Source organism: Streptomyces sp. NPDC012474 (genome assembly GCF_042955185.1).
In the GTDB taxonomy this organism is placed as follows: domain Bacteria; phylum Actinomycetota; class Actinomycetes; order Streptomycetales; family Streptomycetaceae; genus Streptomyces; species Streptomyces cahuitamycinicus.
Genome location: NZ_JBIBEP010000004.1, coordinates 109,387 through 124,551 on the forward strand (window position 1 = coordinate 109,387; position 15,165 = coordinate 124,551).

The 15,165-nt window shown below is 71.8% G+C and carries 13 protein-coding genes; 6 read left to right on the forward strand and 7 right to left on the reverse strand.

All coding sequences use genetic code 11. The features are described from left to right. Nucleotides 1–61 precede the first annotated feature (61 nt). Entirely contained in the window at nucleotides 62–1,009 is a 948-nt protein-coding gene (locus ACFY9S_RS11160; protein ID WP_391125743.1) for a formyltransferase family protein, read from the forward strand. Between the two features lie 170 nt (nucleotides 1,010–1,179). After that, complete coding sequence (locus ACFY9S_RS11165; RefSeq protein WP_391125746.1) at nucleotides 1,180–1,659, forward strand: MarR family winged helix-turn-helix transcriptional regulator; 480 nt, start codon at nucleotides 1,180–1,182, stop codon at nucleotides 1,657–1,659. Here the strand turns inward: ACFY9S_RS11165 and ACFY9S_RS11170 are convergent. The 4 genes from ACFY9S_RS11170 to ACFY9S_RS11185 form a co-directional block, all read right to left on the reverse strand. Continuing rightward, a complete protein-coding gene (locus ACFY9S_RS11170; protein ID WP_391125749.1) occupies nucleotides 1,641–2,342 on the reverse strand; it encodes a response regulator in 702 nt (233 codons plus the stop codon). The two genes, ACFY9S_RS11165 and ACFY9S_RS11170, sit on opposite strands and share 19 nt — an antisense overlap. Then, entirely contained in the window at nucleotides 2,339–3,967 is a 1,629-nt protein-coding gene (locus ACFY9S_RS11175) for an ATP-binding protein (protein ID WP_102909927.1), read from the reverse strand. The genes ACFY9S_RS11170 and ACFY9S_RS11175 overlap by 4 nt, the downstream gene beginning before the upstream one ends. A 99-nt stretch (nucleotides 3,968–4,066) precedes the next feature. Further along, nucleotides 4,067–4,573, reverse strand: a complete 507-nt coding sequence (locus ACFY9S_RS11180; RefSeq protein WP_391125752.1) for a hypothetical protein — start codon at nucleotides 4,571–4,573, stop codon at nucleotides 4,067–4,069. Nucleotides 4,574–4,650: 77 nt separating this feature from the next. Beyond that, nucleotides 4,651–6,546 carry an ABC transporter transmembrane domain-containing protein gene (locus ACFY9S_RS11185; protein WP_391126586.1) on the reverse strand — a complete coding sequence of 632 codons (1,896 nt, stop codon included), beginning with the start codon at nucleotides 6,544–6,546 and terminating at the stop codon, nucleotides 4,651–4,653. 216 nt (nucleotides 6,547–6,762) lie between these two features. Here ACFY9S_RS11185 and ACFY9S_RS11190 point away from each other — a divergent pair, with 216 nt between their 5' ends. Together ACFY9S_RS11190 and ACFY9S_RS11195 are read left to right on the forward strand one after the other, a co-directional pair. Continuing rightward, a complete protein-coding gene (locus ACFY9S_RS11190; protein WP_391125755.1) occupies nucleotides 6,763–7,746 on the forward strand; it encodes a lysylphosphatidylglycerol synthase domain-containing protein in 984 nt (327 codons plus the stop codon). Between the two features lie 262 nt (nucleotides 7,747–8,008). Further along, nucleotides 8,009–9,106 (forward strand): mechanosensitive ion channel domain-containing protein, encoded by a 1,098-nt coding sequence (locus ACFY9S_RS11195; protein WP_391125758.1) that lies wholly within the window; start codon nucleotides 8,009–8,011, stop codon nucleotides 9,104–9,106. Between the two features lie 33 nt (nucleotides 9,107–9,139). On the opposite strand, the gene ACFY9S_RS11200 is transcribed toward ACFY9S_RS11195, so the two are convergent. Beyond that, on the reverse strand, nucleotides 9,140–10,684 hold the full coding sequence (locus tag ACFY9S_RS11200) for a M1 family aminopeptidase (protein WP_391125761.1): 1,545 nt from the start codon (nucleotides 10,682–10,684) through the stop codon (nucleotides 9,140–9,142). A gap of 187 nt (nucleotides 10,685–10,871) precedes the next feature. On the opposite strand from ACFY9S_RS11200, the gene ACFY9S_RS11205 reads away from it, so the two are divergent. Beyond that, nucleotides 10,872–13,091, forward strand: coding sequence for an NADP-dependent isocitrate dehydrogenase (locus tag ACFY9S_RS11205; RefSeq protein WP_391125764.1), 2,220 nt, complete (start codon nucleotides 10,872–10,874; stop codon nucleotides 13,089–13,091). 88 nt (nucleotides 13,092–13,179) lie between these two features. Here the strand turns inward: ACFY9S_RS11205 and ACFY9S_RS11210 are convergent, their stop codons facing one another. Beyond that, complete coding sequence (locus ACFY9S_RS11210) at nucleotides 13,180–13,521, reverse strand: DUF5713 family protein (RefSeq protein ID WP_391125767.1); 342 nt, start codon at nucleotides 13,519–13,521, stop codon at nucleotides 13,180–13,182. A gap of 82 nt (nucleotides 13,522–13,603) precedes the next feature. Here ACFY9S_RS11210 and ACFY9S_RS11215 point away from each other — a divergent pair, with 82 nt between their 5' ends. Continuing rightward, complete coding sequence (locus ACFY9S_RS11215; protein ID WP_391125770.1) at nucleotides 13,604–14,389, forward strand: N-formylglutamate amidohydrolase; 786 nt, start codon at nucleotides 13,604–13,606, stop codon at nucleotides 14,387–14,389. Nucleotides 14,390–14,634: 245 nt separating this feature from the next. Here the strand turns inward: ACFY9S_RS11215 and ACFY9S_RS11220 are convergent, their stop codons facing one another. After that, a complete protein-coding gene (locus ACFY9S_RS11220; protein WP_391125772.1) occupies nucleotides 14,635–15,165 on the reverse strand; it encodes a hypothetical protein in 531 nt (176 codons plus the stop codon).

Here is a 15,165-nt window from a genome sequence, read left to right on the forward strand (position 1 = left end):
AGACTAAGGTAAGGCTTGCTTTACTTACGTCGGCCAAAACCTTGCTCTGAGGAGGAACCCCATGCGGGTCGTCATGTTCGGTTACCAGACCTGGGGGCATCGCACCCTGCAAGCCCTCCTGGAGTCCGAGCACGACGTGGTGCTGGTCGTGACCCACCCCAAGAGCGAGCACGCCTACGAGAAGATCTGGAGCGACTCCGTCGCCGACCTCGCCGAGGAGCACGGCGTCCCGGTGCTGATCCGCAACCGCCCGGACGACGACGAGCTGTTCGAGCGCCTCAAGGAGGCCGACCCGGACATCATCGTGGCCAACAACTGGCGTACGTGGATCCCCCCGCGCATCTTCGGGCTGCCGCGCCGGGGCACGCTGAACGTGCACGACTCGCTGCTGCCGAAGTACGCCGGGTTCTCCCCGCTGATCTGGGCGCTCATCAACGGCGAGTCCGAGGTGGGCGTCACCGCGCACATGATGGACGACGAACTCGACGCCGGCGACATCGTCCGGCAGGAGGCCGTGCCGGTCGGCCCGACGGACACCGCGACCGACCTCTTCCACAAGACCGTCGACCTCATCGCCCCGGTCACCATCGGCGCGCTCGGCCTGATCGCCTCCGGCCGGACCGAGTTCACCAAGCAGGACCGCTCCCAGGCGTCCTTCTTCCACAAGCGGGCCGACGAGGACAGCCGCATCGACTGGTCCTGGGCCGCGCAGGACCTGGAGCGGCTGGTGCGCGCCCAGTCCGAGCCGTACCCCAGCGCCTACACCTTCCACAAGGGCAAGCGGCTCGACGTCCTGGCCTCGTTCGTGTCCGAGGGCCGCTACGGCGGCACGCCCGGCCGCATCTTCTACCGCGAGGGCGACGGCGTGGTGATCGTCGCCGGCGCCGACGCCCGGACGGGCCGCAACCACGGCCTGGCCATCACGCGTGTCCGCACCGAGGACGGCCGGGAGCTGCCCGCCACCGAGTACTTCACCTCCATGGGCGGCTACCTCACCAACCGCCCCTGACGTGCCGGCCCCGGTACGGTCCCGGGGCCGGCCCGCACCGTCGCCGCACGGCACCGGGCCGCGCGGCGGCGGTCCGCGCGGGGCTGCTCACCCGATGCCCGTGACGGCTTCAAGTGGCCCGATTCCGGACGGCGTTCACAGGAAGGGCACAGCCGGGCTAACGTTCACGCATGACCCCGCCCAGCGTGCTGAACCTCAGCGCGTACCTGATGTACGCGACGGGAAAGGCCGCCCGCCGCACCCTGTCGGAGAAGCTCACCGCCCGAGGGCTGCGGTTGTGGCATCTGACCGTCCTGACCCTGGTCGCCGACCTCGGTCCGCAGCCCAAGGGCGTGCTGGCCGCCCGGCTGGACATGAACGCCAGTGACCTCGCGAAGATCGTGAAGGACCTGGCCGACGCCGGGCAGGTGACGTGCGTCCGCAGCCTCACCGACCGCCGCCGCGTCGACGTCCTCATCACCCCGGAGGGCAGGCTTGCCCTCGACCACCTCAGTGCCGACATCGCCTCCGCGGACGACGACCTCCTGACGCCGCTGAGCGAGGCCGAACGGGAGCAACTCGCCTCCCTGCTGCGGCGCGTGCACGCCCATCACGAGGACACGGGTCCCGCGGCCGGCGTCCGGCCGGCGGCTCAGGCCCGCCAGCCGTAGCGCCGCTCGGGCCGGCCGGCGGCGCCGTAGCGCAGGGACACCTCCGCACTGCCCGTGCCGTGGAAGTACTCCAGATAGCGGCGGGCGCTCACCCGCGACACTCCGGTGAGGGCGGCGCACTCGGTGGCGGACAGGGTGCCGTCCGCCGCGCGCAGGGCCCGCTCGACGAGGCCGGCGGTCTCCACGCTCATGCCCTTGGGCAGGGTGGACGCCGGTGCGGGGGCGAAGGCCCCGGCGAGGACCCGGTCCACGTCCGCCTGGCCCCGGACCACCGTCGTGAGCAGCCGGCCCCGCTGGGCGGCATAGCGCTCCAGACGCAGGCGCAGATCCTCGAAGTCGAAGGGCTTGAGGAGGTAGTCGACCACACCGCGCCGGACCGCGCCGCGTACGGTGTCGGCCTCCGTCGCCGCGGTGATGACCATGACGTCGCAGTCGTGGCCGGCGGTGCGCAGGCGGGGGATGACGTCGAGCCCGAAGAGATCGGGCAGGTAGAGGTCGAGCAGGATGAGGTCGGGTCGCAGTTCGTCGGCCGCCTCGATGGCCTGTGCGCCCGTGTGGGCCGTGCCGACGACGCGGAACGGCTCGACGCGTTCGACGAAGGCGCGGTGGACCCTGGCCACCATGAAGTCGTCGTCGACCACGAGGACGTCGATCGCGCCCGTCTTGTCGCTCGCCGCGGTCATCGGGCCGCTCCTTCCGCCACCGCGCCGGTGAGGTGGCTGACGGTCATGCGTGCGGTGAACACGGCCCCTTCGGGGGTGTTGGCCACCGAGATCTCTCCCCCGTGCCGTTCGCAGACCAGCTTGGTCAGGGCCAGTCCGATGCCGCGCTCGCCCTCGCGCGCGGCCTTGGTGGTGAAGCCGTGGGAGAAGACCTCGCGGGCCAGTTCGGGAGCCACGCCCGGCCCGGAGTCGCGGACCGCGATCTCCACGCTGGAGGCGTCCTGGCGCAGTGCCACCTCCACCCAGGCGTCGTCGCGGGCGGCGGCGGCGTCCACGGCGTTGTCCACCAGGTTGCCCACCACGGTCGCCACATCGGCGGCGTCCTCCGGGGCCAGCCGCTCCAGCGCGGTGTCGTCCGAGATCCGCAGGCTGACCTTCCGTTCCGCGGCCAGGGACGCCTTCGCCATCAGCAGCGCGGCCACCGCGGTGTCCCGGACCCGGCGGCTGAGGGTGACGTCCAGGGACTGGCGGTGCCGGCTCAACGCGCGGATGTAGCTGACCACTTCGTCCTGCTCGCCGATCTGGATCAGCCCGGAGATGGTGTGCAGCTGGTTGGCGAACTCGTGCGCCTGCGCGCGCAGCAGCTCCGAGGAGCTGCGGAAGGAGCCGATCTCCCGCTCCAGCCGGGCCAGTTCGGTGCGGTCGCGCAGGGTGGTGACCGAGCCGAGCGACCGGCCGTCCTTGGTGACGGTCATCCGGTTCATCACCAGGACCCGGCCGTGGCGGACGACGACCTCGTCACGCTCGCCGGCGGCGGTGCCGGACAACACATCGCGCAGCCTCCCCTCGATGCCGAGGCCCGTAAGGCTCTGACCGACGCAGTCCTCGGGCAGGTCGAGCAGGCGGCGGCCCATGTCGTTGACGAGGGTGAGCCGGTGCTGCGGGTCCAGGGCGATCACGCCCTCGGCGATCCCGTACAGCATCGCCTCCCGGTGCTCGGCGAGACCGGCGATCTCGCCCGGCTCCAGCCCGAGGGTCTGCCGTTTCACCCGCCGCGCCAGCAGCCAGGAGCCGGCGACGCCGAGTCCGCTGGCGATGCCCAGATAGGCGAGCAGGTAGGAGGAGGCACCGTTGAGCCGCTGCCACACCGTCGGATCGGCCTCGCCGATCATCACGGTGCCGAGGATCCGGCCCAGGTTCTCCTCGGTCGCTCCGAGGACGGGCACCTGGGCGGCCAGCTCGCGGTTGCCGTCCAGCGTGAGCTGCCCGGACCAGCCGCGCCCCCGGCCGGTGCCCGGGCCGAGCCGCATGCGCTCGCCGACGACCGTGGGGTTCGTGGAGCTGACGATCCGCCCGGCCCCGTCGGCCACCGTCACGGACGTCACCCCCGACTGCGCCTGTGTGGCGAGCACCAGCGGGGCGAGCGCCTCCCCCGGCGCGGGACGCACCAGCTGGCTGCGCACCAGGGGGTTGGCGGCCAGCTGCTCGGCGAGTGCGCTCACCCGGCGCCCCTCGACGCGGTTGAAGGTGGCCTGGGACTGGGCGAGGGAGACCGCGGCGACAGCCAGCAGCACCACCACGACGATGGCAAGCTGGAGCACCAGCATCTCGCCCGCGAGCGAGTGGCGACGAAAGGTGGCGACCACGACGAACTCAATCTCCGATGCCGCCGCGAAGCTGGGCGGCTCCTGTGCCGAGCCGCACCATCATGACGCCCACCAGCGGAATTCGAAAGGGAGCCGTCGCTACTCGCCCGGCTTGGGCCCGATGCCCCGCAGCTCCCTGATCGTGCCGCCGAGCTTCGCGCGGAAGGACTCCAGCAGCGCCGGCTTCACGCTGACCACCCAGCGCGTGCCGACGAGGTACTTGCCCCCGTAGACCCGCGCCTCCTCCAGCCAGGTCTCCTTGAACCTCTCCTCGGGGAAGGTGGTGATGAGGTAGTCGGCCTTCTTGGTGCGGCACAGGCCCTGGCGCAGTTCGTCGGCGTCGATGCGGATCTTCGCCTTGCAGCCGGTCAGCCCGGCGATCACCTCCACCTTGGCCGGGGCGACGACTCCGGCGGCGGGGGCGGCGGTCACACTCGGCGCCGCCCTGCCGTCCGGGCCCTTGGCGCCGGCGTCGTGGCCGTCGCCGCCACAGGCGGTGAGAAGGGGCAGCACGGCCAGGGCACCGGCCGCCGCGAGGGCGCGCGGCCGGTGGACGCGGGACGGGCTGCGGCGGGGGGATCGTACGGGCGGTTGCGGCTGGGACACGTCGCCTCTCCGGGTCCGGGCTGTCTGCGGGAGTACCGGAGAGGAGTACGCACAGGTCCGGGCAGGTGTTCACGCGGCTACGCGGCCTCCTCCACGGCGGCGCCCCGTGTGCCGCGGGCCGGCTCCGCGAACTGGGTGCGGTACAGCTCCGCGTACCGCTGTCCCGCCGCCAGGAGTTCCTCGTGCGTGCCCCGCTCCACGATCCGGCCGGCCTCGACGACCAGGATCTGGTCGGCCGCGCGGACGGTGGAGAGGCGGTGGGCGATCACGACGGCCGTGCGGCCTTCGAGGGCTTCGGCGAGGGCTTCCTGGACGGCGGCCTCGGAGGTGTTGTCGAGATGGGCGGTGGCCTCGTCGAGGATGACGACGCGCTGGCGGGCCAGCAGCAGCCGGGCGATGGTCATGCGCTGGCGCTCGCCTCCCGAGAGGCGGTAGCCGCGCTCGCCGACCACGGTGTCGAGGCCGTCGGGCAGGGACCGTACGAGGTCGTCGAGACGGGCCCGGCGCAGCGCGTCCCACAGGTCCTCCTCCGTGGCCTCCGGGCGGGCGAGCAGGAGGTTGGCGCGGACGGTGTCGTGGAAGAGGTGGCCGTCCTGGGTGACCATGCCGAGGGTCTGCCGCAGCGACCGCGCCGTGAGGTCGCGGACGTCGACGCCGCCGATGCGCACGGCCCCCGCGTCGGTGTCGTACAGGCGCGGCATCAGCTGCGCGATGGTCGACTTGCCCGCGCCGGAGGAGCCGACGAGCGCCACGGTCTGACCGGGTTCGGCGCGGAAGGACAGGCCGTGCAGGACCTCGTCGCCGCCTCGCCCGTCCAGGGACGCGACCTCCTCCAGGGAGGCCAGGGAGACCTTGTCCGCGGCCGGGTAGCCGAAGCGCACCTGGTCGAACTCGACCGCCACGGGCCCGTCGGGGACCGGCCGGGCGTCCGGCTTCTCCTCGATGAGCGGCCTGAGGTCGAGCACCTCGAAGACCCGCTCGAAGCTGACCAGCGCGCTCATCACCTCGACGCGCGCTCCCGCGAGCGCGGTCAGCGGCGCGTAGAGCCGGGTCAGGAGCAGCGCGAGCGAGACGACCGCGCCCGGTTCCAGGGCGCCGCGCAGCGCGAACCAGCCGCCGAGGCCGTAGACCAGGGCCAGGGCGAGGGCCGAGACCAGGGTGAGGGCGGTGATGAAGGCCGCCTGGGCGGTCGCCGTGCGGATGCCGATGTCCGCGACCCGGCGGGCCCGCTCGGCGAACTCCTCCGACTCCTCCTCCGGCCGCCCGAAGAGCTTGACCAGCGTGGCTCCGGGGGCGGAGAACCGCTCGGTCATGCGGGTGCCCATCGCCGCGTTCAGTGTCGCCGCCTCCCGTTGCATCCGGGCCATCCGGCTGCCCATGCGCCGGGCCGGGATCACGAACACCGGCAGCAGCACCAGTGCCAGCAAGGTGATCTGCCAGGACAGCGTGAGCATCACCGCGAGCGTGAGCAGCAGGGTGACGAGGTTGCTGACCACTCCGGAGAGGGTGTTGCTGAACGCGCGCTGGGCTCCGATGACGTCGTTGTTGAGCCGGGAGACCAGGGCGCCCGTACGAGTGCGTGTGAAGAACGCGACCGGCATGCGCTGCACATGGTCGAAGACGGCGGTCCGCAGATCGAGGATGAGATGCTCGCCGAGCGTCGCCGACAGCCTGCGGCCGAGGATGCCCAGCGCCGCCTCCGCCACCGCGATCAGCGCGATGAGCAGGGCGAGACGTACGACGGTGCCCTCGTCGCCGTGCGACACGATCGTGTCCACGACCGACCCGGCCAGCACGGGGGTCGCCACGGCCAGCAGGGCGGTGCCCACACCGAGCAGGACGAAGAGGGCGATGCGGCGCCGGTGGGGGCGGGCGAACGCGCCGATGCGGCGCAGGGTCGCCAGGGCGAAGGGGCGGCGCTCCCGTTCGGCGTTCATGACGCTGTGCAGCTGTGTCCACGCTGTGGTCTCCATGCTCATGGCAGCAACCGTAGAACCTCAAGCAATCTTGAGGTCAAGAAGCTCGCGTTCGGGCCCCGACATCCCGCACAATCAGCCCGATCCCCCTCTTCCCCGTCCCTCCGCGCAAAGGCCCCGATGACGCTCCCCACGCAGCCGCTTCCCGCGCGCAATCCCCAGTCCCCGCTCCCGCAACCCGCAGTTGGCCCGTCCTGGACAGGCTCCGGGGATGTGACAGCGGTACAACTCCCCGAACTCCGCCCGGGGCGACTCCCCCGTCGCGTCCCGGTGCGCCGCCTGCGGCAGATCCTGTGTCTGCTCCCGCTCCTGCTCGTCACCGTCGTCGCGGTGCAGCACCGTTCGGTGCTGGCCGCGGGTTTCGCGCATCTGCGCACCGCCGAGTGGCCCTGGCTGCTGGCCGCGGCCGGGGCGACCTGTCTGACCTGGGTCGCCGCCTCCTGCACCCGGCAGGGCGCGGTGGTCGAACGGCTGCCCCGACGGCGGCTGCTGGCCACGCAGTTCGCGGCGGGAGCGGCCAACCACCTGCTGCCGACCGGTCTTGGCGCGAGCGCGGTCAACCTGCGGTTCATGACGGTGTGCGGGCTGCCGCTCGCCCGCTCCTCGGCCGCCCTCGCCCTGTACCTGCTGGCCGAGAGCATCGGCCGGGTGGCGCTGCTGGGTGCCCTCCTCATCGCGTTCCCCGACGCGCTGCGGCTCGGCGCGCTGGTGCCGGAGACGGCGTTCGGCCCGCTGCTGGCCGGTGTCGCGGTGGTGCTCGTGATCGCCGTGGCCGTGCTCGCCCTGGTACGGCGGCTGCGCTCGGCCCTGGTGTCCTTCCTGCGGACGGCTCTCGGCGAGGCGCGTTCGGTGCACACCCGCCCGGCACGGGTCCTGGCGCTGTGGGGCGGGTCCTTCGCCTTCCCGGCGCTGCAGGCGTCCGTGCTGGTGCTGACGGGGCGGGCGCTGGGGCTGGACATCCCGCCCGCGCACATGGCGGTGGCCTACCTGGCGGCGACGGTCGCCGTCGCGCTGGTGCCCACGCCGGGCGGCATCGGCTCGGTGGAGGCGGCGTTGGTCATGGCGCTGGTGGCGGCGGGCGGCCCGGCCGCGGTGGCCACCGCCGTGGTCCTGGCCTTCCGGGTCATCACCGTCTGGCTGCCGCTGGTGCCGGGCGCGCTGACGCTGGCGGCGCTGGTGCGGCTGAAGGTGATCTGACCGGGTGGCGCGCCGGCTCGTCACGCGGCAGGAGCGCGCGTGACAGTGCGTCATGTGCGCTGACTCACCCTCCGCTCACCCCCGTCCGCGGTACGGAACCCCGTGCGGGATACGGCAGGATGAACGATCGTGCCGACCGCAGGTCAGGGTGGTCGGGCACCTTCGAGCATCCCGGAAAACGAGCAGGTGACGACGTGACGAGACTTCACATCCGGCCGTTGGCGACGGCGTTCCCCGTGGTTCCCCGCCCCGGAGGTGACCGGTGAACCGGGCCCTCACCGTGGACGATCTGCTGTTCGCCGGCATCGCCCTCGCCTCGGGCCTGCTGGCGGCGTTCGCGCTGCGCCTCCTGTTGCGCTGGCTGGGCAGGCACGCCGACCGCACCCGCTGGAGCGGGGACGACGTCATCGTGCACGCCCTGCGGGCCGTGGCGCCCTGGGCCGCGGTCGTGGGCGGCGTGGCGGGCGCGGCCGCGGTGCTGCCGCTGACCCGCACGGTGCAGCACACCACCAACCAGGTGCTCACCGTGCTGCTCATCTTCGTGGCGACGGTGTCCGCGGCGCGGGTGGTCACCGGACTGGTGCGCACCGTCACCCAGTCCCGTTCCGGTGTCGCCGGATCGGCCACGATCTTCGTCAACATCACCCGGATCCTGGTCCTGGCGATCGGCTTCCTGGTGGTGCTCCAGACACTGGGGATCTCCATAGCCCCGCTGCTCACCGCCCTGGGTGTCGGCGGCCTGGCGGTCGCGCTGGCGTTGCAGGACACCCTCGCCAACCTCTTCGCGGGCATCCACATCCTCGCGTCCAAGACCGTCCAGCCCGGTGACTACATCAAGCTCAGCAGCGGCGAGGAGGGCTACGTCGAGGACATCAACTGGCGGCAGACGACGATCCGCAACCTGTCCAACAACCTCGTCGTGCTCCCCAACGGTCAGCTCGCGCAGGCGAACATGACCAACTTCATGCGCCCCGAGGAACAGCTGACCATCCTGGTCCAGGTCGGGGTGGCCTACGACAGCGACCTGGAGCACGTGGAGCGGGTGACCAACGAGGTCATCGCCGAGACGATGACCGAGGTCGAGGGCGCGGTGCCGGACCACGAGCCGATCATCCGGTTCCACACCTTCGGCGACTCCCGGATCGGCTTCACCGTCGTCCTGGGCGTCGGGGAGTTCAGCGACCAGTACCGGATCAAGCACGAGTTCATCAAACGTCTGCACCAGCGCTACCGCGCGGAGGGCATCCGCATCCCCGCCCCGGCCCGGACGGTGGCGTTGCAGCAGGGTCCGGCCGGCATCCCGCAGCAGCGGACCGGCGCGATCGAGCCGAGCGGACTGAGTCCCGCCCGGCTCGACTGAGGGTTCGTCCCGATCAGGCTGCGGAGCCGCTCGTCACAGCGTCGCGGAGTTCTCGTGGTGGTGGCTGTCCCTCCGGTCGCGCGGTGCCGAGAGGGACGCCTTCGCCGGCGTCACGGTCCAGTCCGGGTGGCCCGGCATCCGGGGCGTCTTCGTGCCGTACAGCCAGTCCCGCAGGAAGCCGGTCAGGTCCTGGCCGGAGACTTCCGAGGCGACGGCGATGTAGTCCTGCGTGGAGGCCGAGGAGTCGCGGTGGCGCGCGAGGAAGGCGCGCTCGACAGCACTGAAGGCGGCCTCGCCGATCTGCTGCCGCAGCGCGTAGAGGACGAGGACGCCGCCGAGGTAGCGCTGACTGTCGAACAGGTTGGCCGCGTTGGGTGCGGCGACCGGCCCGGAGGTGCTGCGCCACTGGTCACCGAGGGCGTAGGTGTCCTTCATCCGGGCTTCCATGGTGGTCATGCCCTTGGAGTCGGGCCAGCCGCGCTCGTAGCGGTAGAGCAACCCGTAGAAGTCGGCGTGTCCCTCGTTCAGCCACAGGTCGGCCCAGGTGGCGGGGCTGACGCTGTTGCCGAAGTAGGAGTGGACCAGCTCGTGCATCATGTGCGAGCCGATCTTGCTCTCGTCCTGGAGGAGGTAGTTCGGCTTGTAGATCGTGAGGGTCTGGGTCTCCAGACCCGTGAAGTCGAAGGCGTCCGGGGCGTCGTTGTTGCAGGGCAGCAGGCCGTACGTCTCGAAGGGGTAGGCGCCGAGCCGCTGCTCGACCCACGACACCAGCGCCGGGGTGAGCGCCAGGGCCGGTTCCAGGGCGGCGGCCCGGGCGACGGGGACGACGTCCCGCAGCGGCAGGCCGTGGGGGCCCTGCCGGTCCTTGATCACATAGTCGCCGACGGTGATCTGGACCACCTCGGTGGCGATCGGCGAGCGCGAGCGGTACGTGTACGCGGTCCGGTCGCCGGACAGCTGCTCGGTGCGCACCAGCCGGCCGCTGGCGACGCCCCGCAGTCCGGTGGGCACGGTGAGCCGGAAGGTGAAGTCGGCCTTGTCGGAGGGGTGGTCGTTGCAGGGGAAGACGGTGTGCGCCAGGTCCGGCTGGCAGCACACCGCGAACCCGTCCGGGGTGGCCACCCAGCCGCCGGCGGGCGGCGGGATCCGGCGCGGGTCGGCGCCGTAGGCGACGCGCACCGTGATCCGGGTCTTGGCGGGGAGCTTCCGGGCGGGGGTGATCCGCAGCTTCTCGGCCACCTGCTCGAAGGCGGCCGTGCGGCCGTCGACCCGGACGGAGCGTATGTCCAGGCCGTGCGCGTCCAGGGAGAAGCGGCTCAGGGCCTGGGTGGTGCGCAGGGTCAGGGTCGCGCAGGCCTCGACGAGTTTGGTCGTGGCGTCGTACGCGAAGTCGAGGTGGTAGGCCGAGACGCGGTATCCGTCGTTGCCCAGGTCAGGGTAGACGGGGTCGCCGAGGGTCTCGGGACCCGGGCCGGCGCCGGTCCTGCCGGCCGCCTGGGCCGGTATCCCCGTGGTCAGTGCCGCCGCCGTGCCGAGAAGCGCAACGGCCGGGGCCGTCACTCTGGTGCGATATCTCATGGTCCGCTTTCGCTCGTACGGCCGGGTGGTCAGGTCCGGCCGTGGCTTGGAGTGAGTGATCTCTCTCCAGGACACGCGAGCGGCGCCATCGGTTGCACAGAACTGGTCGCGGACCCCTGTCGAGCCGAGGCCGGTCACGAGATATCTTGATGTCGAGCAATGTTGCAGACGTGGAGCGGAGCACCCGGTGACTGACTCGACCATCATCTATACGCACACTGACGAGGCCCCCGCCCTGGCGACGTATTCCTTCCTGCCGGTGGTCCGGGCGTACGCCTCGCAGGCGGGTGTCGCCGTGGAGACCCGCGACATCTCGCTGGCCGGGCGCATCATCGCCCTGTTCCCGGAGTACCTGACCGAGGACCAGCGCATCCCGGACGCCCTCGCGGAGCTCGGTGAGCTCGCCAAGACGCCCGCCGCCAACATCATCAAGCTGCCGAACATCTCGGCGTCCATCCCGCAGCTCAAGGCCGCCGTCGCCGAGCTGCAGGGCCAGGGCTACGCGCTGCCCGACTACCCGGACGACCCGAAGACCGACGAGGAGCGCGAGATCCGCGCCCGCTACGACAAGGTCAAGGGTTCCGCCGTGAACCCGGTCCTGCGTGAGGGCAACTCCGACCGGCGCGCCCCCGCCTCGGTCAAGAACTACGCCAAGTCCCACCCGCACCGCATGGGCGCCTGGTCCTCCGAGTCCCAGACCAACGTGGCGACCATGGGCCAGAACGACTTCCGCTCCACCGAGAAGTCCGTCGTGATCGCCGAGGACGGCGCGCTGCGCATCGAGCTCGTCGGCGACGACGGCACCACCACGGTGCTGCGCGAGTCCGTACCCGTGCTCGCCGGTGAGGTCGTCGACGCCTCCGTGATGCGCGTCGCCGCGCTGCGCGAGTTCCTGACCGCGCAGGTCGCCGAGGCCAAGGCGCAGGGTGTGCTGTTCTCGGTGCACCTGAAGGCGACGATGATGAAGGTCTCCGACCCGATCGTCTTCGGCCACGTGGTGCGCGCCTTCTTCCCGAAGACGTTCGCGCAGTACGGCGACAAGCTCGCCGCGGCCGGCCTCACCCCGAACGACGGTCTGGGCGGCATCTGGAAGGGCCTCGACGCCCTGCCGGAGGGCGCGGAGATCAAGGCCTCCTTCGACGCCGAGCTCGCCGAGGGCCCGGAGCTGGCGATGGTCGACTCCGACAAGGGCATCACGAACCTGCACGTCCCCTCGGACGTCATCGTCGACGCCTCCATGCCGGCCATGATCCGCACCTCCGGCCACATGTGGGGCCCGGACGGCCAGGAGCACGACACCCTCGCGGTCCTGCCGGACTCCTCCTACGCGGGCGTCTACCAGGCCGTGATCGAGGACTGCCGGGCCAACGGCGCCTTCGACCCGTCCACCATGGGCTCGGTGCCGAACGTCGGTCTGATGGCGCAGAAGGCCGAGGAGTACGGCAGCCACGACAAGACCTTCGAGGTCCCCACCACGGGCACCGTCCGCCTGGTCGACGGCAACGGCACCGCGCTCATCGAGCAGGCCGTCTCGGCCGGCGACATCTTCCGCGCCTGCCAGACCAAGGACGCGCCGATCAAGGACTGGGTGAAGCTGGCCGTCACCCGCGCCCGCGCCACCGGCGACCCGGCGGTGTTCTGGCTGGACGAGACCCGCGCGCACGACGCCAACCTGATCGCCAAGGTCAACACCTACCTCGCCGAGCACGACACCGAGGGCCTGGACATCCGGATCCTCAACCCGGTCGAGGCGACGAAGCTGTCGGTGGAGCGCATCCGCCGCGGTGAGAACACGATCTCGGTCACCGGCAACGTGCTGCGTGACTACCTGACCGACCTGTTCCCGATCCTGGAGCTGGGCACCAGCGCCAAGATGCTGTCGGTCGTCCCGCTGATGGCGGGCGGCGGCCTGTTCGAGACGGGTGCGGGCGGCTCGGCGCCGAAGCACGTGCAGCAGCTGGTCAAGGAGAACTACCTGCGCTGGGACTCCCTGGGTGAGTTCTTCGCCCTGGTTCCGTCCTTCGAGCAGCTGGCGAAGGTGGCGGGCAACGCCCGCGCCCAGGTCCTGGCCGACACCCTCGACCGCGCCACGGCGACCTTCCTCAACGAGGACAAGTCCCCGACCCGGCGCGTCGGCGGCATCGACAACCGCGGCAGCCACTTCTACCTGTCCCTGTACTGGGCGCAGGAGCTGGCCGGACAGACCGACGACGCGGACCTGGCGAAGGCCTTCGCCCCGCTCGCCGAGACGCTCGCCGCGAACGAGCAGAAGATCGTCGACGAGCTGGTCGGCGTCCAGGGCAAGCCGGTCGACATCGGCGGCTACTACCAGCCCGACCCGGCGAAGGCCGCGGCGGCCATGCGCCCGTCCACCACGTGGAACGAGGTCCTGGCGTCCCTGAGCTGACGCCCCGGGCCCCGGCGGCCCACCCGCTCCGCCCCGGCCGGCACCACGCCCGGCCGGGGCGGAGCCGTGTTCGCCCTTCCGCGCGCCCTCACCACTCCCGGGTGGCGATCAGCTCCTCCACGTCCGCGTCCGGGAAACCGTACGCACGCGCGACGAAGCCGAAGTCCTCGGCTATCTCCTCCCGGGCCACCGTCTCGATCTCGCTGCCCGCCGCCTCGAACGCGGCCTGGAGATCGTTGAACTCCTCCGTGGCCGCCCGGGTCAGCGCGTGCAGCGCGTCGAGGCCGGCGGGGCGCTCCCGCTCGATGCGCTCGCACAGGGCGAGCAGGATCGCGCGGCCTCGGTCCACGACGTGGTCCGGGTAGTAGGCGTCCTCGTACAGCCCCCGGAGGAACGGATGGGTGCTCGCCCGCTCGTTGCTGATCGGCATGGCGTCCTCGGCCTCGCAGGTCTCGGTGATGTGGCACCTTGATCCTGCCGGACACCACTGACAACGCCCTCGGAGCCGCCCCGTGACCGATGCGCCACCCTTCGAGCTGCTGCCGGGGGCCGCGGACTCCCCGGTGATCCTCCATGTCCCGCACTCCGCGCGGGAGATACCCATCGCCGTGCGGGCGGGGATCGTGCTCGGCGACGAGGAGCTGGCGCGGGAGCTGGACCACATCACGGACGCGCACACGGCGGAGATCGCCGAGCGGGCGGCCGGGCTGGCCGGCATCACCCCGTGGCGGTTCGTCAACCGGCTGTCGCGGCTGGTCGTCGATCCGGAGCGGTTTCCGGACGAGCGGGAGGAGATGCTGGCCGTCGGGATGGGAGCGGTCTACACGCGGACCACGCACGGCGGGGCGCTGCGGCGTGACGACGTCGACGTCACGCCCCTGGTCGAGCGGTACTTCGAGCCGTACGCGCGGGCGATGGCGCGGGCCGTGGCGGACCGGCTGGACACGACCGGGAGGGCCGTGATCATCGACGTGCACTCCTACCCGAGCCGGAGGCTGCCGTACGAACTGCACGGGGAGGGGCCGCGCCCGCCGGTCTGCCTCGGTACCGACTCCTTCCACACGCCTCCCGCGCTGCTCGACGCGGCCCGGGAGGCGTTCGGGGAGACGGAGCCCGACACCCCGTTCGGCGGGACCTACGTCCCGTTGGAGTTCTACGGGAAGCGGCCCGAGGTGAGCGCGCTCATGGTGGAGATCCGCCGGGACACCTACATGACCGAGCCGGGCGGCCCGGCCGGCCCCGGGCTGGAACGGCTCGGCGAGGCGCTTGCAGGGCTGGTCGACGCCGTGTCCCGCTGAACGGGCTCGAAGCGGAATCGAGCTAGGGCCTGTCGTTTGGATCAGGCCGCAGGAAATCGACGGTGCTGTTCAGCGCCGGTGAGCGGGGTCTGGTGCGTGCGGCTGCAAGGCGGAGGAGGGCGTCGACGCGATGGGGGTCCCTCCCGCGCGAGCGCAGCCGAGCGTGGGGGAGTCGGCAACCGACGACAACGCGGCAGATGTGCGTGCCAGACCCCGCGTCTGCGGCGTGATCCAAACGACAGGCCTTAGGCCCGCAGCCACTCCGTCACCACCACGTCCCCGCCGGTGCGCAACCGCAGGGCGAACGGCCCGGTCGGCGGCGCGTCGCCGGTGAAGCGGCCCAGGTCGTCGGCCATGAGCGGGGATCCGGGCCGCGGCCCGCCGAGGACCTCGATGCGGGCGGGCTGCGGCGGCAGCACCTGGCCCATCAGCCCCTGCGCGGTCACCTCGACGTCGACGGTCACCTCACCGGCCCGGAAGGTCAGCATCCGGGGCACATCGGTGAGGCCCCGGACCGGGAGGGCGTCGACCAGCGAGTCGAAGGTCAGCTCGGCCACGCGCGCGTCGAGGTCGTGCAGCGCATAGGCGTCGACGGCGATCTGCTGGAGCTCCGCCGGCACCGGGTCGAGGACGGCGGCGGCCTGCCGCAGCTCCTCCTCCAGGATCTGGGCGTCGAACTCCTCGTCGCCCCGGTCCTCTTCGCCGGACAGGTCGTCGTCGTACGGATCGTGCGGGTCGAGGTCGTCCAGGTCGTCGTCGTACCTGTCGCCGTTCAT